The 17,148-nt window shown below is 70.5% G+C and carries 18 protein-coding genes; 1 reads left to right on the forward strand and 17 read right to left on the reverse strand.

Features of this window, described 5'->3' with window-relative positions:
* Positions 1–178: 178 nt before the first annotated feature.
* Complete coding sequence (locus ENE75_RS18255; protein ID WP_158288994.1) at positions 179–892, forward strand: haloacid dehalogenase type II; 714 nt, start codon at positions 179–181, stop codon at positions 890–892.
* Positions 893–897: 5 nt separating this feature from the next.
* Here the strand turns inward: ENE75_RS18255 and ENE75_RS18260 are convergent, their stop codons facing one another.
* The 17 genes from ENE75_RS18260 to ENE75_RS18340 all read right to left on the reverse strand — a co-directional run bounded on the left by ENE75_RS18260 (position 898) and on the right by ENE75_RS18340 (position 17,087).
* Entirely contained in the window at positions 898–1,452 is a 555-nt protein-coding gene (locus ENE75_RS18260; protein WP_128199771.1) for a carboxymuconolactone decarboxylase family protein, read from the reverse strand.
* Positions 1,453–1,510: 58 nt separating this feature from the next.
* A complete protein-coding gene (locus ENE75_RS18265; protein ID WP_128199772.1) occupies positions 1,511–2,356 on the reverse strand; it encodes an MTAP family purine nucleoside phosphorylase in 846 nt (281 codons plus the stop codon).
* Between the two features lie 3 nt (positions 2,357–2,359).
* Complete coding sequence (locus tag ENE75_RS18270; RefSeq protein ID WP_128199773.1) at positions 2,360–3,376, reverse strand: metallophosphoesterase family protein; 1,017 nt, start codon at positions 3,374–3,376, stop codon at positions 2,360–2,362.
* The gene (locus ENE75_RS18275; protein WP_128199774.1) at positions 3,373–3,918 is read right to left on the reverse strand and encodes a DUF302 domain-containing protein; all 546 of its coding nucleotides are present in this window, start codon (positions 3,916–3,918) and stop codon (positions 3,373–3,375) included. Before ENE75_RS18275 ends, ENE75_RS18270 begins: the two co-directional genes overlap by 4 nt.
* Before the next feature lie 125 nt (positions 3,919–4,043).
* Positions 4,044–4,967 (reverse strand): ATP-binding cassette domain-containing protein, encoded by a 924-nt coding sequence (locus tag ENE75_RS18280; protein WP_158288995.1) that lies wholly within the window; start codon positions 4,965–4,967, stop codon positions 4,044–4,046.
* A complete protein-coding gene (gene phnE / locus ENE75_RS18285) occupies positions 4,964–5,863 on the reverse strand; it encodes a phosphonate ABC transporter, permease protein PhnE (RefSeq protein ID WP_128199776.1) in 900 nt (299 codons plus the stop codon). Before phnE ends, ENE75_RS18280 begins: the two co-directional genes overlap by 4 nt.
* Positions 5,864–5,897: 34 nt before the next feature.
* Complete coding sequence (locus tag ENE75_RS18290) at positions 5,898–6,788, reverse strand: phosphate/phosphite/phosphonate ABC transporter substrate-binding protein (protein ID WP_128199777.1); 891 nt, start codon at positions 6,786–6,788, stop codon at positions 5,898–5,900.
* Positions 6,785–7,963, reverse strand: coding sequence for an FAD-dependent oxidoreductase (locus ENE75_RS18295; protein ID WP_158288996.1), 1,179 nt, complete (start codon positions 7,961–7,963; stop codon positions 6,785–6,787). The genes ENE75_RS18290 and ENE75_RS18295 overlap by 4 nt, the downstream gene beginning before the upstream one ends.
* A complete protein-coding gene (locus tag ENE75_RS18300; RefSeq protein WP_128199778.1) occupies positions 7,960–8,595 on the reverse strand; it encodes a TIGR04282 family arsenosugar biosynthesis glycosyltransferase in 636 nt (211 codons plus the stop codon). Before ENE75_RS18300 ends, ENE75_RS18295 begins: the two co-directional genes overlap by 4 nt.
* A complete protein-coding gene (locus ENE75_RS18305) occupies positions 8,592–9,269 on the reverse strand; it encodes a TIGR04283 family arsenosugar biosynthesis glycosyltransferase (RefSeq protein WP_128199779.1) in 678 nt (225 codons plus the stop codon). Before ENE75_RS18305 ends, ENE75_RS18300 begins: the two co-directional genes overlap by 4 nt.
* Positions 9,266–10,114 (reverse strand): DUF547 domain-containing protein, encoded by an 849-nt coding sequence (locus tag ENE75_RS18310; RefSeq protein WP_128199780.1) that lies wholly within the window; start codon positions 10,112–10,114, stop codon positions 9,266–9,268. The genes ENE75_RS18305 and ENE75_RS18310 overlap by 4 nt, the downstream gene beginning before the upstream one ends.
* On the reverse strand, positions 10,111–12,276 hold the full coding sequence (locus ENE75_RS18315; RefSeq protein ID WP_128199781.1) for a dihydrolipoyl dehydrogenase family protein: 2,166 nt from the start codon (positions 12,274–12,276) through the stop codon (positions 10,111–10,113). Before ENE75_RS18315 ends, ENE75_RS18310 begins: the two co-directional genes overlap by 4 nt.
* Positions 12,276–13,286 (reverse strand): arsenosugar biosynthesis radical SAM (seleno)protein ArsS, encoded by a 1,011-nt coding sequence (gene arsS / locus ENE75_RS18320; protein ID WP_128199782.1) that lies wholly within the window; start codon positions 13,284–13,286, stop codon positions 12,276–12,278. Before arsS ends, ENE75_RS18315 begins: the two co-directional genes overlap by 1 nt.
* A 143-nt stretch (positions 13,287–13,429) precedes the next feature.
* On the reverse strand, positions 13,430–13,738 hold the full coding sequence (locus tag ENE75_RS18325; protein ID WP_233259161.1) for a hypothetical protein: 309 nt from the start codon (positions 13,736–13,738) through the stop codon (positions 13,430–13,432).
* Positions 13,735–15,297 carry an ABC transporter substrate-binding protein gene (locus tag ENE75_RS18330; RefSeq protein WP_128200000.1) on the reverse strand — a complete coding sequence of 521 codons (1,563 nt, stop codon included), beginning with the start codon at positions 15,295–15,297 and terminating at the stop codon, positions 13,735–13,737. The genes ENE75_RS18325 and ENE75_RS18330 overlap by 4 nt, the downstream gene beginning before the upstream one ends.
* A gap of 268 nt (positions 15,298–15,565) precedes the next feature.
* The gene (locus tag ENE75_RS18335) at positions 15,566–16,135 is read right to left on the reverse strand and encodes a carboxymuconolactone decarboxylase family protein (RefSeq protein WP_128199783.1); all 570 of its coding nucleotides are present in this window, start codon (positions 16,133–16,135) and stop codon (positions 15,566–15,568) included.
* Positions 16,136–16,184: 49 nt separating this feature from the next.
* Entirely contained in the window at positions 16,185–17,087 is a 903-nt protein-coding gene (locus ENE75_RS18340) for an AraC family transcriptional regulator (RefSeq protein ID WP_233259162.1), read from the reverse strand.
* Between the last annotated feature and the right edge of the window lie 61 nt (positions 17,088–17,148).

Here is a 17,148-nt window from a genome sequence, read left to right on the forward strand (position 1 = left end):
TGCCGCCGACGGACGAATGAGTCGCCGTCGTCGTGGCTGGCTGCCATCCTGTGCGCCGGCCGGCAGGCCACGACCCGAGACGATCGATCAATCGGACAAGACGATCGAACACAAGGTGAACGGCCGAAACCCGCAAGCTGATCGGAGCTGTGAACCCTGCGAGGAAAGGCGACCAGCGATGAACCTGACCTGCAAGGCCGTGCTCTTCGACACTGGCGGTACCGTGCTGGACTGGCACGGTTCTCTCGTTCAGGCCCTGGGCGCCCTGACGCCCTGGCCTGCGGGCACCGTGGACGCGCATGCCTTCGTCAACGAATGGCGGCGTCGCAGCATGGGCGGGATCGTCGGGCAGGTCCGACCACCCTTCGACATGGACGATGTCCATCGAAGCGCGTTGAAGGCCACGGTCGAGCACTTCGGCCTGACGCCGATGCCAGAGCCAGCCGCCACAGGACTCTGGCAGGCCTGGCGCCGGGTCTCGGCCTGGCCGGACTTCGCCCCCGCGTTGCAGCGCCTGCGCGGCACGTTGCCCGCGGTGTCGTTCACCATGCTGCCCACGTCGCTGGTGGTCGATGTGTCCCGACACAACGGGCTGACCTGGGACGCCATCGTCTCGTGCCAGATGATCGGCATCTACAAGCCCCACGCCGAGGCCTACCAGACGGCGGTCCGCTGGCTGGGCCTCGGGCCGGCCGACGTGCTGATGGTGGCTTGCCACAACTTCGATCTCAACGCAGCCCAGGACCAGGGCATGCGGACGGCCTTCGTGCGTCGCCCCGCCGAGTGGGGCCCGGCCGGACCGCCGGACCCTTGGCCAAACCGGGTCTATGACCTCGTCGTCGACGACTTCGACACCCTGGTCGACGGCATCCTGGGGCGTGAGACCGGCTGAGCCCGTCAACCCGACGCTTCGGGCAACCAGGCCAGCAACGGCGCGTAGCCGTCCTCCGCCAGCGCCTTGCCGCGGCTGGCGTAGAGCTCGTCGCTGCCCTTGATGCCATGCCCCTCGAGCAGCCGGTTCATCAGGTTGAACAGGCCGATCGTCAGCACTGCGTCGTGCAGGTCGCGTTCGCTCCAGCCGGCATCGAACGCGGCCTGCGCGTCGGCCGCGGCCATTCGCGACGGCGTCAGCGTCAGCTTGCGTGCGAATGCCAGCAGCGGCCGCAGCCTGGGCTCGACCGGCGCCTGCTCGAGGTCGCTCAGCAGGGCATCGAGCAGCCCCGCGTCGACCCCGAAGGCGATGGCCGTCTCGCGGTGCACGCCGTGGCAGTACTGGCAGGCGTTCAGCCCCGACACGTAGGCGGCCAGCAGTTCCTTGTCGCGCGCCGTCAACGCCGTGTCGTGGCGCAGCACGGCGCAATGGAAGGCCACCAGCGCGCGGCCGGCCTCCGGGTTCAGCGCCAGGAGGTGACGCGCGCCAGCGTCGGCCGGCAGGCTGGGGAAGAAGCTCATCGGGTCTGCTCCTGCGATGGGTGGGAGATCAAGGATGGCGTGGCGCGTCGCCCTGGGCTCAGCGACGCAACACCGCCAACCAGTCGCGCTGCGCGGCGTCGAGGGCAACCTCAGGCGTCAGGACGGCCCCGACGAGGGCCTGGCGTGCCGCCGGTTCTGGCGTCGGCAGGGGCGCCGCCAACAGGGAAGCCAGCAGGCGCCTGGCCGCCGCCAGTGTGTGCCCGTAGCGCTCGAAGATCGTCTGCACCTGCGCATGCTGCGCCGGGTCGTCCATCCAGCTGTCGTAATCGGTGACCAGGCCGACGGTGGCGTAGCCCAGCTGCGCTTCGCGCGCCAGGAAGACCTCGGGCACGTTCGTCATGCCCACCAGATGCGCTCCGAAACTGCGCAGCAGGTGGCTTTCGGCGCGGGTGCCCAGGCGCGGGCCTTCCACGCAGGCGTAGGTGAGGCCGGAAGCGACCGTCAGCCCGATGCGCTCACCGGCCGCCACCACCGCCTCCGCCAGCCGCGCACTCACGGGCTCGGCGGTGGACACGTGGGCCGCGACACCCTTGCCGAAGAAGGTCTGCGTCCGGCGACCTCGGGTCCAGTCGATGTACTGCGCCGGCATGGCCAGCGCGCCGGGCGCCAGTACTTCGTCCAGGCTGCCCACGGCGGAGAAGCCCAGCAGTTGCGTGGCGCCAGCCCGCTTGAGGGCAAACACGTTGGCCCGGTAGTTGACTTCGTGGGGCAGCCATCGGTGCCCGGCGCCATGACGGGCCAGGAACAACAGGGGCTGGCCCTGGACGCGACCGAGGTGCACCTCGCCGGAGGCCTCGCCAAACGGCGTGGCAGCCGACAGCCGCGCCTCGATCTCCAGGCCCGGCAGCTCGTAGAAGCCGGTACCGCCGACGATGGCGAGCATGGGTCAGTCCTCCGAGCGCACGGCGTCGGCCACACGGTAGGCCGGCCCGTGCGCGATCCGATCGAAGTAGGACAGGTGCGCGTCACTGCCTTCCGGCCAGGTGGCCTGAAACCGTGCACGCCACGTCGCCGCATCGACGTCGATGGCGATCGCCTCGGCGTGCACGTGGTCCAGCCCTGCGCGTACACCAAAGCGGCGCTCCGGCCCACGGTATGGGCGCAGTGCGATGCGTGTCAGCAGCCCGGCACCATCGCCCTGGAAGTTGGGCATGCCGGCCGCGCCGTTGTTCAGGATCCAGTGCCGGGGCGCAGCGTCGGCCTCGAGCCGCAAGCGCTGGAACACCGGCAGGCAGGTGTGCGAACAGGCGAAGGCATCGACCCCGCTCGCGGCGAACCACGGCCTGGCCAGGTCGCGGCCCGCCGGCTCACGCAGGTGTTCCTGGGCGAAACCCCAGCCGGCCAGCGACTGCGCGTCGCCATGCACGATGCCCACCCGGCAGCCACCCACATCCGCGCGCAGCCACATCGGCAGTTTGGCCAGCGTGCGCCGCTGTGCTGCGGAGGTCACGCTTCGCAGGCGGGCATGGATCCGATTGGAACGGTCCACCACGGCGTTGTCCACCCAGTCGGGGTAGGCGCAGCCACAGCCGGCATCGCCGGCCGCGGCCTCGTCGGCCAGTTCGGTCTCGACATTGCCGCGTATCGCCCAGTGCGCCAGCACCCCCTGCTGTACTGCGTCGAACCACGCCGGCTCGGCGTCGAACCAGTGGAAGTCGCCGTTGAAGACCAACGCCTTGCGGCCCGACTCCTGCGAAAACAGCTGCAGGACCCGGTGCAGCGCGACCAGGTTGCCGTACAGGCCGCCGACGACGTACAGGACCTCGAGGTCCTGCAGCCCTGCCGGCGGCGGCACCGCCAAATCCTCCGGGCGATACCGGTAATGCAGCGGACAACTGCGCCCCGGCGCCGGCGGTGTCGGGGCCACGTCGGCAGCACCGAGGGCCTGCACAGCCGGGCTCATGGCGCGACGACGGCTGCGGCCAGACCTGCCAGCGCCTGCCCCAGCCGCACGGCGGCCGGGCAATCTCTGGCGCCATGGCGGTGCGCGATCCAGGCGGGTTCGTTCCAGCCCAGCCAGACCTGCCCGCCAGCGTCGGTCCAGACCAGCGCCTTCATCGGCAGGTCGATGCCCGCGGTCTGCGCGCACTGCATCAACGGCGTGCCGGCCTGCGGGTTGCCGAAGATCACCACCACGGTCGGCGCCAGTGCCTGCCCGACACGTTGTGCCGCGGCCGCGTGATCCACCCGCGCCGCCACGGTCAGCTGGCGCTGCGTCAGCTGCGCCTCCAGCCTGGCCAGGGTCTGCGCCTGGGTGTGTGGGCTGCGCAGAGTCTGCAGGCCGTGCGCGCCGGCGGAGGCCGTGTCGGCCCGATGGCCATGCGGCCCGGCACAGCCGGCCAGCACCACGGCCGAGACGCCGGCGGCCAGCAGCGTGGCGGCGCTTCCACGCGCGCGGCCGACGATGGCGCGTGGGGATGGGGTCAGGGCGTCAGGCGTGTTCATTTCAGCTCGAGTGGGGGTCATCGACGGTCTCCTTCAGTGTGTTGAGGGTCGGCAGGGATCGCGGGGCGCATGGTGAGCGGGCTGCAGCATGCGCGGTGATGGGCAAGGTGTTGTCGCACCGATGTTCAGCCCGTGCCTGCCTGCGACAGCAGGCCGGCGTGGACCGACCCGGGGGCACGCGCGGCCGGCACCGAGGCCGATGCCGACGCCGAAACCGAGGGCGAAGCCGGCATCGGCCCGGTGACGACGGCGTCGGCCGACGCCGGGTCGTAGAGCGCCGCCAGGTGTTCGTGCCCCAGCGCCGCGCGGGGCAGGTCCCAGCGGATCCGCCCCCCGGACATGCCCACCACGCGGTCGGCCAGCAGCGGCAGCAGCGCGAGGTCATGGACCACCGTGAGCAGGGAGCGCCCGCCACCGGCCAGCGACCGCAGCGCGGCACACACGTGGCGCGTGGCGGCCGGGTCCAGGGCCGAGGTGGGCTCGTCGGCCAGCACCAGCTGCGGCTGCTGCAGTTGCAGCCGCGCCAGGGCCACCTTCTGCCGCTCTCCACCGGACAGGCGGTCGCTGCGCACGCCGGCCTGCTCCGCCAGGCCGACCGCAGCCAGCGCCTGGTCGGCTTCGGTGACCAGCGCTGGCGGGTAGCGGCGCCACCAGCTGCGCCAGGCATCCAGGCCCTGCAGCCTGGCCAGCGCACCAATGAGCACGTTCTCGCGCGCCGTGAGCCGCGGCACCGGGTGCAGGCCCTGCGACAGCAGACCCACCTCGCGCCGGTGCTGCCGGCGCACCTGCAGCGGCGCAGCGTCGGCCACATCGCGGCCGAGCACCGTCACACGGCCGCTCGCAGCGGCGACCTGCCCGCCGATCAGGCGCAGCAGTGTGCTCTTGCCAGCCCCGTTGGGGCCCACCAGGGCCACGTGCTCGCCAGCCGTCAGCCGAAAATCCGCCACCTGCAGCAACGTTCGCCCGCCAGCCTCCACCGTCACGCCGTGCAGGCTGACCGCCGCGCTCATCGCACCGCCAGCGCCCCGCGTGGCTTGCGCACCACTCACAGCAGGGCCTCCCTGATGCGTCGCGACAGGGCGTCGAAGCCGACGACCAGCGCGATCACCACGAGCAGCAGCGTTGCCAGCCGGCTCCACTGGAACAGACTCACGGCCTCGCTGATCAGCAGCCCCAGGCCACCGGCTCCGATCAACCCGAGGATCGTCGAGTCGCGGATGTTGAATTCCCACACGTACAGGTGATGGCTGACGAACTGCGGCAGCACCGACGGCCAGACCCCGTGAAAGAACACTTGCATCGGCGAGGCGCCGGTGGCGCGCACCGCTTCGACCGCGGCCATGTCCAAGGACTCGATGCTCTCGGCAAACAGCTTGCCGTACGTGCCCATCGAATGCAGGGCGATCGCCAGCACACCTGCGGTCGGCCCGAGGCCCACGATGCCCACGAGGACCAGCCCGAACACCAGGGTGTGCACTGCGCGCGTGACGTCCAGCACCGCCTTGGCCCCCCACGCCAACGGTCGCGGCGCACGCAGGTTGCGCGCCACCAGCAGCGCCAGGGGCAACGCGAGCAGCGCGGCCAGCAGCGACCCGAGGGTGGCGATCTGGAAGGTGACCCAGGTCGCACGCGCGAGCCCGGCCAGGTACGCGGCTTCCACCGCCCGTCGGTTTTCCACCCGCAGCACCGTGCCGTCGTCGCTGCGGTACTCGAGTCGCTCCGGCCCGAACCACGCGTCCAGCAGGCTGGGCCGCGCGAACTCCGACAAAGTCTTGAGCAGGTTGTCCCAGGGGCTGCGACCGAAACTCAGGTCGCCGGTGGCCACCAGGGTGGCCAGGCACAGCACGACCAGCGCTGCGTAGCACGCCATCAGCAGCGCGAATCCGGCTCGGCCCGCCGGCCACCACCAGCGGTTCACCGCGTGGGTGTGGGTCACGGCATTCATCGCACCAGGCACCGTGCCGACCAGAGGCGGTGGGTCAACGAGGCTCCAGCTTGCCGGTGGCCAGGCCGGCGTCGCGAATGGGCTTGTAGAAGGCGTTGTCACGGGCCACGAAGCCGGTGTAGTTGGCCGGCAGCAGTTGGGCCTGCGTCGCCAGCAGCGGGCCCACCTCGGCCAGGGCCTCCTGCAGGCGGCGCACGAAGGCGGCGTCCCTGGCCAGCGTGGCGCTCACGGCCACGGCATCGTTGGGCAGGGGCGCCGACTGCCAGATCACCTTGCTGCGTGCCGCGGAGATCAGCCCCTGGGCGATCATCGCGTCGCGGTTGCGGTTGTAGTCGGCACCGGCGTCCAGTTGACCGGCCGTGACCTGCGTCTGGATCGCCTGGTGCTTGGTGTAGAGCACCCGCGAGAAGTGCTTCTCCGGGTCGATGCCGCGCTTCTGGAATTCGAAGTACGGGATGAGGTAGCCGGAGGTGGAACCCTTGTCGCCAAAGGCGAAACTGCGGCCGCGGCCCTTCGCCCCCAGCAGGTCGTCCAGGGTCTCCAGGCCCGAATCCGGGTGGGTGACGATCATGCCGAAATACTCCGGCTTGCCTTGGTAGAGGATCGTGGAGACCACCTGCGCACCGGCGTAGTGGTTGGCCAGCACGTAACCCCAGGGGCCCATCAGCGCCAGGTCGGTCTCACCATTGGCCAGACTCTTGGCCAGGCCTTCCCAGCTGTCGACCGTGCGCAGGTTGACCGGCCGTCCGAGGCGTGCCGCCAGGTGTGCGGCCAGCGGACGGTAGGTGGCGTCGTTCTTCTCGCGGTCCGGCTGGAACATGCCCACGCCGAAGTTCAGCGGTGTGCCTTGGGCGCGCAGCGCCGCGGGCAGCGCCAGGGCGGTTCCGGTGGCCAGGACGTTGAAGTGTCGGCGGGTCAGGTTCATGTCGTCTCTCCGGTTCGGGTAGCCACGGGATCGGCCACGAGGGGGGCGTTGTCGGCCGGTGCGTCGACCCCGGGCGACGCACGCAGGCGGGCGAGAAATCGGCGATCGATGCGGTCCTTCCAGGCCCAGGCCCACGCACCTTCGGCGCCGAATCGGCCTCGGGCGGCGATGGCGCGCCGGTCGCCGGTGGCCAGCAGGGTCAGAAAGTGCCGCTGCGGGCGATGTCGCTGAAACGTGCCACCGGCGCTGCAGGCCGTCAGCAGGTTGTGCGTCAGGACCGGCCCCATCCGCACGGCGTGCACACCGGCCTTCGGCAGCGGTCTGCCGGGCCAGCTGGCACAGTCACCGGTGGCGAAGATCTGCGGATGCGAGACCGAGCGCAGATGGATGTCGATGGCCACGAAGCCATCGTCATCGACCGCCAGTGCACCGCGCCGCGACGGATCCAGCTGCCAGTCGTGGGCCTGGGCGCCGGTGGCCCACAGCACCACGTCGCTGCTGCGGTCCACGGCGTCGCACCAGCTGCTGCCCAGCTGCACGGTGACCCCGGCGCGGTCCAGCGCACGCAACGCGGCCCGGCGAGCAGCCGGCGCCAGGCCTGGCAGCACCGATGTCCCACGCACCAGCCAGCCGCCCTGCACCACCCGATCCGGACGCAGCTGGCGCAAGCGCTGCAGCAGGGCCAGCAGCGCTTCGAAGCCGGCGGCGCCGCCACCGACGGCCGTGACGACGAACGGCTGCTCGCCGCGGTCCGCCTGCCATGCGGCCAGCAAGGCCTGCACGCGCGTGTGCAACGCCGACAGCGGTCTCAGCGGCAGCATCTGCGCGTGCCGCGCCGCGGGCGGGCGCAGCGTCGAGCCCAGGTTCAATGACAACAGGTCGTAGTCGAGCGCGTCGCCGTCCTGCAGGAACACACGCCGGCGCGCCGGGTCCAGCGCCTGCACCTCGCCCTGACGCCAATGCGCGCCCGCGGCCCTGGCCAGGGGTGGGAAGTCGACGGCAATGTCGCCGTAGGTGTACAGCCCCGCCAGCCAACCGGGCACCATGCCGGAGTACGGCGCCAGAGGCTCCGGCGACACCACCACGACCTCGACAGCGGTCGGTCGGCGCTGCGCCATCGCTCGCAGCACCAGGGCATGGGCGTGTCCGGCGCCGGCCAGCACCAGGCGCTTCACGACGTGGGCTCCGGTGCCGCCCCGGGCACGCCCCAGTGCGGGGGGAGGTGCTCCAGGTCGGCCGGCTCGTCGACGTCGGCCACTGGTGGCAGTTCGATCCAGCGCGCCCCGGCAGCCTGCAGCCGGCGCCGCGTATCGGCCATGACCTGGTCGTGGCTCCAGCGCATGCCGTCGAACCAGCGCGGGTCGGCCCGCCGCAGGCCCACGAGCGCGTAGCCGCCGTCCTGCGCCGGCACGAAGACCGCGTCGGTCTCGCGCAGCGCCTGCGCCGCCGTGCGCAGCATCCGGGCGTCCAGCGCCGGCGCATCGGTGCCGATGACGATGGCGCGGCCGTGGCGGGACAGGACGCGCATGAAGCAGCGGTGCATGCGCAAGCCCAGGTCCCCGTCGCCCTGTGCCGTGAGCGCGGCGCCGGCGGCTCGCGCCGCCTCCATCAGCGCGGGGTGGGCAGTGTCCGGTGCGGCGCACAGTTCGACCGGGCCCACGTCGGCGGCCACCGCCTGCGCCAGCGTGTGCTCGAGCATGCGCGCAGCCAGCTTCGCAGCGCCGTCGGCACCCAGGGCCGGAATCAGGCGCGTCTTGGCCAGACCAGCCACGGGCGCCTTGGCGAAGACAACCACGATCGCACTCAACGGTAGGCCTCCGCCAGGGCCGTCGCCGAGTCGCCACGCCAGTAGCGCCAGCGCAGGCGCCACATCAGGAAGATCGTCGACCAGACGCCACGCTGCTCCCAGCGTCGGCCGGACGTGACGACCCGCGCCGTCAGGCATGCGGGTGCCGCCCGGCGCTTGAGCCGGCGGCAGATCTCAACGTCCTCCATCAGCGGCTGACGCGGGAACCCGCCGACCTGCTCGAAGGCCTCGCGCGTGACGAAGATCGCCTGGTCCCCGGTGGCAATGCCGGTCCACCGCGAACGCCGGTTCATTGCCGCGGCGACGATGCGCAGCATCCAGGGCCGGCCAGCGATCCGGACGTCGAACCGGCCCCAGCACGCGCCGGACGACACGGCCTGCAACACCTGCGCAAGCGCATCCACGGGCAGCCGGGTGTCGGCATGCAGGAACAGCAGCACCGGCCCGCGGGCGCTGGCTGCGCCGGCGTTCATCTGCGCAGCGCGGCCACGCGGCGCCATCACCAGCTGGTCGACCCAGGGCACCGCCCGGGCAGGCGTGCCGTCCAGGCTGCCGCCGTCGACCACGACGAGCTCGACGCCGCGCTGGCGCAGCGGCTGCAAGGCCCGCAACGCGGCGTCGATGCCGGCGGCTTCGTCCAGGGTCGGGATCACGATCGACAGTGCGGGCGTCATCGGCTGTCGTTGAGTGCCCAGTCGTAGTCGTCGAAGACGATCTCCACCTGGCCGGCGGCGATGCGTGCGCGGTCGGCCGGGTCATCGGCCAGAAGCTGCGCGTGGCGGCCCGCAAAGGCCGCCAGCGAACCGATGCCCCGGTGGCCAAGGCGGAAGTCCTCCCCGTACCATTCGAAGATCTTCGACAGCACCAGCCGCTGGCGCCGGGCATCGAAACGGTTGCGCGACCGGTCGCTCATGAAGCGCACGGTCTGCTCGTCGAGCTGCTTGTCCAGCCGCGCGCCGACGAATGCCTCCTCGCGCAGCGCCGGGCAGCCGATGCTCGCGCAGTTGACCGCGAAATGCACGCGCGGGTCGTCGTAGTCGCCGCGCCTGCGCAGCATGGCGTGTTCGATGTCGTCGAGCGATACCGTCTTGCCAAGCAGCGGAATCCAGCGTGGCGCCCAGGGGCTGCTGAACAGGCTGCCCAGGTCCTTGATCGACTTCAGCGCCGGATAGCGCGTGAGGATGAGTTCCACCGTCCACGCGTTGTAGGCGTTGATGAGGAAGGCCTGCCGTTGCGCCTTTGGCCAAGCCGCGAATTCCGCGGGCGAGACGGCACTCAGGCTGTCCAGGTAGGCCTTCAGCGCCTGTCGATCCGCCGCGAAGCCGGCATAGTCGACCTGGGTGGCCTGCCCGTTGCGCAGCAGGTGCACGTGGCGGCGCAGCAGCGCGGTCCAGGCGGCGTGTTCGGCGTCGAAGGACGCTGCACGTGCCCATGGCTGCGCCCAAGGGCCGATCGATACCCCCACGGCCAGCAGCCAGTCGCGGCGGCTGGGGCCGCGGACCTGTCGGCGCCCGTTCATGCACGCTCCCACGCGTGGTAACGCCCGACCCATTCCAGCAACCGGGCCGGCGCGTGCGCCCGCTTCCATTCGCCAGCCACGTACTTGTTGGCCTCCGCCAACGTGGGGTAGGTGTGGATCGTGCCGAGGATCTTGTTCAAGCCGAGACCATGTTTCATCGCCAGCACGTATTCCGCCAGCAGGTCACCGGCATGCTCACCGACGATGGTGACGCCCAGAATGCGGTCCTTGCCCGGCACCGTGAGCACCTTGACGAAGCCATGGGCCGTGCCGTCGGCGATCGCGCGATCGAGGTCATCGAGGCCGTAGCGTGTCACTTCGAATGCGATGCCGCGTTCCCGGGCCTCCGTCTCGCTTAGGCCCACACGCGCCACCTCGGGATCGGTGAACGTCGCCCAGGGGATCACCCGGTAGTCCGCCTTGAACTTCCGGAAGCGCCCGAAAAGGGCGTTGACTGCGGCATACCAGGCCTGGTGAGCCGCCGTGTGCGTGAACTGGTACGGGCCGGCGACATCACCGACGGCATAGATGTTGGGGTACAGCGTCTGCAGATGGTCGTTGGTCTCGATGGTCCTGCGGCTCGTCAGCGGCAGCCCCAGTTCCTCGAGCCCGTAGCCCGTGACCCGGGGGCTGCGACCGACAGCGCACAACAACTCGTCGAACGGAATCACGACCTCGTGACCGTCGTGTGTTGCGATCAGCCGCTTCTCGCCGCCCTGACGTTCAACCCGGGTGGCCTGATGACCGGTGAGCACCTGCACGCCGTCGGCACGCAGCGAGGCGGCCACCAGATCCGACACCTCCGGATCCTCGCGCACCATGATGCGCGGCGCCATCTCCACCTGCGTGACTTCACTGCCCAGGCGCGCGAAGCTTTGCGCCAGTTCCGAGCCAATGGGCCCGCCGCCCAGCACCACGAGGCGCCGGGGCAGTTCGGTGAGCCCCCAGACCGTGTCGCTGGTCAGGCAACCGACCTCTGCCAGCCCCGGGATCGGCGGCACGAACGGGCTCGCGCCCGCTGCGATGACGATGGCACGCGTGCTCAGGGCCTGCACCTTGCCGTCCGCTCCCGTCACCTCCACCGTCCACGGGCTGGTGATGCGCGCATGCCCTTGCAGCACCTCCACGCCGAGACTCGTGTATCGCTCGACCGAGTCGTGCGGCGCGATGTCCTTGACCACTTGCTGCACGCGCTGCATGACGGCCGCAAAGTCCACCCGCCCACCGGCGTCGGCCACGCCGAGCTCGTGCGCCTTGCCGAGCTGCTTCGCCAGTTTGGCCGACCGGATCAGGGCCTTGCTGGGCACGCATCCGAAGTTCAGGCAGTCGCCGCCCATCCGGTGGCCCTCGACCAGGGTGACCTTGGCCTTGACTGCTGCGGCGATGTAGGCCGAGACCAGCCCGCCGGCACCGGCGCCAATGACCACCAGGTTCCGGTCGAATCTGCGCGGTCGGGGCCAACGGGCGTACAACTTGCGCTGGCGGACCCAGGCCACCACCGCCTTGGCGACCAGCGGAAACAGACCCAGCAGGATGAAGCTGACCAACAATCCGGGCGACAGGATGTCCGACGGCGACTGGATCGCGCCCAGCTGGGTGCCGGCGTTCACGTAAACCACCGTGCCCGCGAGCATGCCGACCTGGCTGACCGCATAGAAGCGGGCTGCGCCGATTGGCGTCAGCCCCATCACCAGATTGACCAGCCAGAACGGGAATACCGGCACCAGGCGGAGCGTGAGCAGGTAGAACACGCCGTCCCTGCGCATGCCATCGTTGACCGGTGCCAGGGCCTGGGCGAAGCGCGACTGGACGACGTCGCGCAGCAGGTAACGGGCCACCAGAAACGCCAGCAGGGCGCCGACACTGGATGCAAAGCTGACCAGCAGCAGCCCCCAACCCAGACCGAACATGGCACCGGCCGCCAGGGTGAGGACCACCGCACCCGGGATCGAGAGCGCCGCCGCAGCCACGTAGACCACGAAGAACGCGGCGGCCGTGCGCAGGGGTTCGGCCGCCACTAGGGCCTGCAGCGCATCGCGGCTGCCCTTGAGTTGTTCCAGCGTGAGGAGGTGGCCGAGGTCGTAGTGGCGCCACGCCCAGGCCAGGACCATGGCCAGCAGTGCGACACCCGCCCACAGCGGGGTCTTGGAGCGCCGCGCCATCAGCGGGCCCCGCCAGCGGCAAGCGTCGTCGTCTCGGCCGCCACGGCGTCATCCAGTGCGCCGCCGCAACTGCTGCCCTGCCCCGCCGTGCACCCGTAGCAGTGATCGGCCACGCGGATGGCGTGCCCCGCCGGGTCGTGCCGCAGCAGGTCCCGCAGGTGCGGCCGAGGCACGCTGCCCAGACGCGTGCGTAGCCCCAGCATCTGGTTGAAGTCGCAGTCGTAGAGGTCGCCCTGCCAGTCGACGCTGACCATCGACCGACACATCACGGTGGCCAGGTTGTCGTCGCGTGAAGCGTCTCGCAGCAGCTTCATGTAGGCCTGAAACCCGCCCTTGCTGATCAAGGTGCTGCCGAAGCGCTGGATGGGCATGTTGGCCAGCGCGAAGAGCCGGTCGAACCGGATGCCGAAGTGCTGCAGCAACTCGCGCTTGTAGTCGGCCTCCAGGGCCGCCTGAGGCGGCGGCAGCACGGGCCCTTGCGGGTTGTAGACGAGGTTGAGCACCAGACCGCGTGCGGGATCCCCGTATCCCAGCGCATTGAGCTGTCGAAGCCCGGCGATGCTGCGGTCGAAGGCGCCGTCGCCACGCTGTCGGTCGACATTGGCCGGCGAGTAGCAGGGCAGCGACGCCGTCACCTCCACCCCATGTGCCGCGAGAAAGGCCGCCAGATCCTCCTGCCCGGGTTCGGACAGGATGGTCAGGTTGCAGCGGTCGATCACTCGCACCCCGATGTCTCGGGCGGCGTGCACAAGGCGACGAAAGTGGGGGTTGAGCTCGGGCGCACCGCCCGTGAGGTCCAGGGTGCCGACGCGACGGGCACGCAACACCTCGAGCACGAGATCGACGGTCTCGGCGGCCATGACCTCGGTACGCTGCGGGCTCGCAGCCACATGGCAATGCAGGCAACTCTGGTTGCAGCGATAGCCGAGGTTCACCTGCAAGGTTTCCAGCACGCGCCGGCGCAGGGGGGGGAAGTCGGTGGCAGCCAGCAGCGGCAGCGTGTCGTGCATGATCAGCGGAGGGGAAAACCCCGGGGGCGGAGCGTCTCGGACGCGAACCCAGGCTTGGTCGCAGGGCCCCCTGCAATCCTTACAGCGATGGTCGACGCCGCCTCGGGCCGTCGCCGGAGACGCGGTCTCCCGCCTGCTGTTGGTCAGCCGCCACCGCGCTGGGTGGCGAGATCGAACCGGCGTTGCACCGCATGCCGGCCGGCTGCGTCGAAACCGACGTAGCGGAAGTGCACCACCAGCACGGGGATCTGCAGCAGCGCGATGCGCCGTGGCGGGCGCGACTGCCAGGACAGTTCGAGCACGGCGCCGCCAAAGTTCGCCACGGCCTTGGACGCCTGCGCGTCCACACGCAGATCGGCCCCGGACAGCGCCTTCGGCAGCACGGCCAGCAGGTCGGCCGTGGTGCACCCCATCTCGCGCGAGAAATCCGGCGGCACGCTGTCCGGCGTCACCGCGGGGCCACCTTGAACCACTTGAAGAAGAGGAAGTTGTCGGCCCGTTGCACGGCGGTGACGGTGTCGCGGACGCCCCAGCTCAGGAATTGCTGGTGCAGCGGCAGATGGCCGAATTCGTCCCGGTGCTGCGCCAGCGCCCGGCCGAGCAACGCCGTGCGCCGCTGGACATCGGTCTCGGCCTGCGCGGCGTCGATCAGTGCGTCGGTCTCAGGGTGGCTGTAGGCGCCCAGGTTCCACTGACCGCGCGGCGGTGCGGGTGTGCCCACCAGCGCAAAGAGCGCGTTGTGCGCGTCGTAGCCGGCGGGTGACCATCCCGCCATGAAGAAGCTGGTGTCGCGCCGCAGCACCTTGGGAAAGTACGTGGCCTTGGGCTGGGCCTGCACACGCACCCGCACGCCGACCCGAGCCAGCTGCGCGGCCACGGCCTGGCAGATCTCGCTGTCGTTCACGTAGCGGTCGTTGGGGCAGTCGAGCGTGATGTCGAAGCCGTCGCCATAACCGGCCTCGGCCAGCAGACGGCGCGCCGCCGCCGGGTCGTGCGGCACCCGCCTGTCGAGCGTCGCGTCCCAGCCGCGAATGCCCGGCGCAACCATCAGCCCGGCCGGTCGCGCAGCACCGCGCATCAGCTTGTCGACGATGGTGTCCACGTCGACCGCCTGCGCAAACGCCTGCCGCACACGCTTGTCCTTGAACGGGTTGCGCCCCTTCACGCTGGCATACAGCAGTTCGTCGCGCCGCTGGTCGAAGCCCAGGAACACCACGCGCGACTCCGGCCCCTGCAGCACCTTGGCACCGGGCTGTCGGCTCACGCGGGGCACGTCCTGTAAGGGCAGCGGGTCGATCAGGTCGACCTCGCCGGAGACCAGCGCCGCCACACGGGTGGCGTCGTTGGCCACCGGGGTGAACACCACTTCCTCGACGTTGCCCTCGACGGCCCCCCAGTAGCCTCGGTGACGGACCAGGGTCGTGCGCACGCCGGGCTGGCGTTCGCGCAGCCGGTAGGGGCCGGTGCCGTTGGCGCGGAAGGACGCGGCGTTCTCCACACCCTTGCGGCGATCCACCGGGCGCTGCGCGCCCTGCTGCTCGGCCCAGCGAGCACTCATCATGTACAGCGACGTGATCAGGTCCGGCAGGATGGGGTTGGGCACCCGCGTCTCCACGTCCACGGTGAAGGCGTCGACCTTGCGCACGGCCGTCACCGTGGCCACCTGGCTGCGCATGTCGGAACCGTCGCCACGCGCACGCTCGATGGAGAAGACGACGTCGTCGGCATCGAAAGCTGCGCCGTCGTGAAAGCGCACCCCGCGCCGGAGCTCGAATCGCCAGACGTTGGGCGATATGAGGGACCAGCGCGTGGCAAGCGCGGGCTGCAGCTCGAGCTGCTTGCCGCGCGTGACCAGCGGTTCGTAGACGTTACCCAGGAACGACAGCTGAACCGCCTCGGCCAGCGAGTGCGGGTCCATCGACAGCGCATCGCCCTGGGTGGCCACCCGCAGCGTCGCCGACTGCGCCCCGGCGGCGACCAGCACCAGCGCCGACACCAGCAAAGCCTGCATGGCCTGCACGAGCCGCGGCGCGCGCCCGCCGGGCGCTTGATGCACGCTGGAAATGCGGTCGAGTTTCATGCCCTGATCTTCCATGGCGGCAAATCACGAAGGATCGCACAGGAACCGCAACACATGGCCCGCAGCCCGAGGTGCCCGAGGGCCGGTCGGCACGCCACCTGGCCCCCGGTCGGCCAGACCAGGGCAGCACCGCCCGGCCGTCCGACCGTGCCGCCACGCCCCTCGGAAGCAGCGAACAGCGTGAAGCCAGGTCTTCACTTCAGGCCACGCGATAGGCCGCGAAGGCCGGGTCGACCTCTGTCGCGAAGGCGTGGTTGCTGAAGTTGCTCAGCGTCTTCACGGCCATTGCCAGAATGATGTAGAGCACATCGCGCTCCTGGTAGCCGGCATCGAGGAAGGCCTGCAGGATGGCTGGCGCAGGCCGGCCCTGGCTGCGGACCATCTCGGTGGTCAGCGCGTGCAGCGCGGCCAGGCGCGCATCGGGGATCGGCTGTCCACCGCGGATGGCCTGCAGCACATCGGCCGACACGCCGGACTTCTTGTCGGCAATCATGCTGTGGGCCGCCGTGCAGTAGCTGCAGCCATTGGCTGCGCTGATGGCCAGAAACACCACCTCCTGCTCGGCGGGCGTCAGGCCCGACTCGCTGCGGAATCGCGCATAGCCGAACAGGTAGGTGGACAACACCGCCGGCGCATTCACCATGTTGGCGTACATGTTGGGAATGAACCCGACCTGGGCCAGGGCCTGGTCGAGGACCTCCTTTTGCGCACCCTCGGCCTGGTCGTGCTTCACGGCGTCGAGCGCGTGGAGGTAGCGGGTGGTGGTCATCGCAAATCCTTGGCTGTCGTGGAAGAAGCCCCGATGCTGGGGCCGAGCCTCAGGACCCCGTGTGTGCGTGCGTCGCGTCGATTTGATCGAGCGTCTCGCGCAGCCAGGCGGTCGGCGCCCGGCCCGTGTGCCGCTGGAACGCCCGCGTCAAGGCGGCAGAACTGCCGTAGCCCACCTCGGGTGCGATGGCCTTGAGCGGCCGACCCGCACGGAGCAACCCCTGTGCCAGGCCCACCCGCCAGCGCGCCAGGTACTCCGCCGGCGTCTGCCCGACCTGGGCGTGGAAGCGCAGCGCGAATCGGGCCCTCGATAGGCCCGCGATGTCGGCCATGGCGTCGAGTGTCCACATGCGCGCCGGCGCGGCGTGCACTGCCGCCAGCGCGCGCCCCAGACGGGGATCGGCCAGCCCGGCCAGCGTGCCGGGCTGCAGCTGACCCGCTGCCATGCAGTGGCGCAGCAGGCGGATCAGGACCAGTTCGCACAGCCGATCGAGTGCCGCCTGCCGGCCCAGCGCCGACGCCTGCGTCGGCGACGACGCGCCTGGCGACTGCGGTCCACCAAAGGCTTCGGCCTGCATCGACGACAGGAGCGGCTCGATGCCGCCCAGTTCGGCCAGTGGCACCTGGACGAGGGCCGGGAGCGCATCGGTCACGGGGTTCACGCCACCGCCGGCCACGCTGACCTCGGCACACACGACGTCGGCGCCGTGTCGCCTGTTGGCCACCAGCCTGTGGAATTCCGGGCGCGGCATGAACAGCAGCGTCGGCTCGTCGATGCGCACACGGCGACCGTCCGCATCGGCAAGTGTGACGGGGCCCTGCCGGATCAGATGAAAGTGGCCGCGGCGGTCGTCACGGTCGAAGTCGTGGATGCCGCAGATCTCGCCGACATGGAACACCGCCGCATGAAGCGGAAAGCGCTGCAACAGCAATGACAGAGGATCGGGCAACACGGCGGGGCGTCTCGGAGCGGAGTGCAGCCTAGCACGCCGTGCCGCTCGCCCCGCCGGCCCG

Origin of the sequence: Rubrivivax albus, assembly GCF_004016515.1 — a bacterium.
Classification (GTDB): Bacteria; Pseudomonadota; Gammaproteobacteria; order Burkholderiales; family Burkholderiaceae_C; genus Rubrivivax; species Rubrivivax albus.

Bases quoted from the DNA above. Each gene is read 5' to 3' on its own strand.
- ENE75_RS18290 (WP_128199777.1), bottom strand. From the start codon at position 6,788: ATGAACCTGACCCGCCGACACTTCAACGTCCTGGCCACCGGAACCGCC.
- ENE75_RS18275 (WP_128199774.1), bottom strand. From the start codon at position 3,918: ATGAACACGCCTGACGCCCTGACCCCATCCCCACGCGCCATCGTCGGC.
- ENE75_RS18315 (WP_128199781.1), bottom strand. From the start codon at position 12,276: ATGGCGCGGCGCTCCAAGACCCCGCTGTGGGCGGGTGTCGCACTGCTG.
- ENE75_RS18330 (WP_128200000.1), bottom strand. From the start codon at position 15,297: ATGCAGGCTTTGCTGGTGTCGGCGCTGGTGCTGGTCGCCGCCGGGGCG.
- ENE75_RS18265 (WP_128199772.1), bottom strand. From the start codon at position 2,356: ATGCTCGCCATCGTCGGCGGTACCGGCTTCTACGAGCTGCCGGGCCTG.
- ENE75_RS18305 (WP_128199779.1), bottom strand. From the start codon at position 9,269: ATGACGCCCGCACTGTCGATCGTGATCCCGACCCTGGACGAAGCCGCC.
- ENE75_RS18270 (WP_128199773.1), bottom strand. From the start codon at position 3,376: ATGAGCCCGGCTGTGCAGGCCCTCGGTGCTGCCGACGTGGCCCCGACA.
- ENE75_RS18255 (WP_158288994.1), top strand. From the start codon at position 179: ATGAACCTGACCTGCAAGGCCGTGCTCTTCGACACTGGCGGTACCGTG.
- ENE75_RS18260 (WP_128199771.1), bottom strand. From the start codon at position 1,452: ATGAGCTTCTTCCCCAGCCTGCCGGCCGACGCTGGCGCGCGTCACCTC.
- arsS (WP_128199782.1), bottom strand. From the start codon at position 13,286: ATGCACGACACGCTGCCGCTGCTGGCTGCCACCGACTTCCCCCCCCTG.
- phnE (WP_128199776.1), bottom strand. From the start codon at position 5,863: ATGAATGCCGTGACCCACACCCACGCGGTGAACCGCTGGTGGTGGCCG.
- ENE75_RS18310 (WP_128199780.1), bottom strand. From the start codon at position 10,114: ATGAACGGGCGCCGACAGGTCCGCGGCCCCAGCCGCCGCGACTGGCTG.
- ENE75_RS18335 (WP_128199783.1), bottom strand. From the start codon at position 16,135: ATGACCACCACCCGCTACCTCCACGCGCTCGACGCCGTGAAGCACGAC.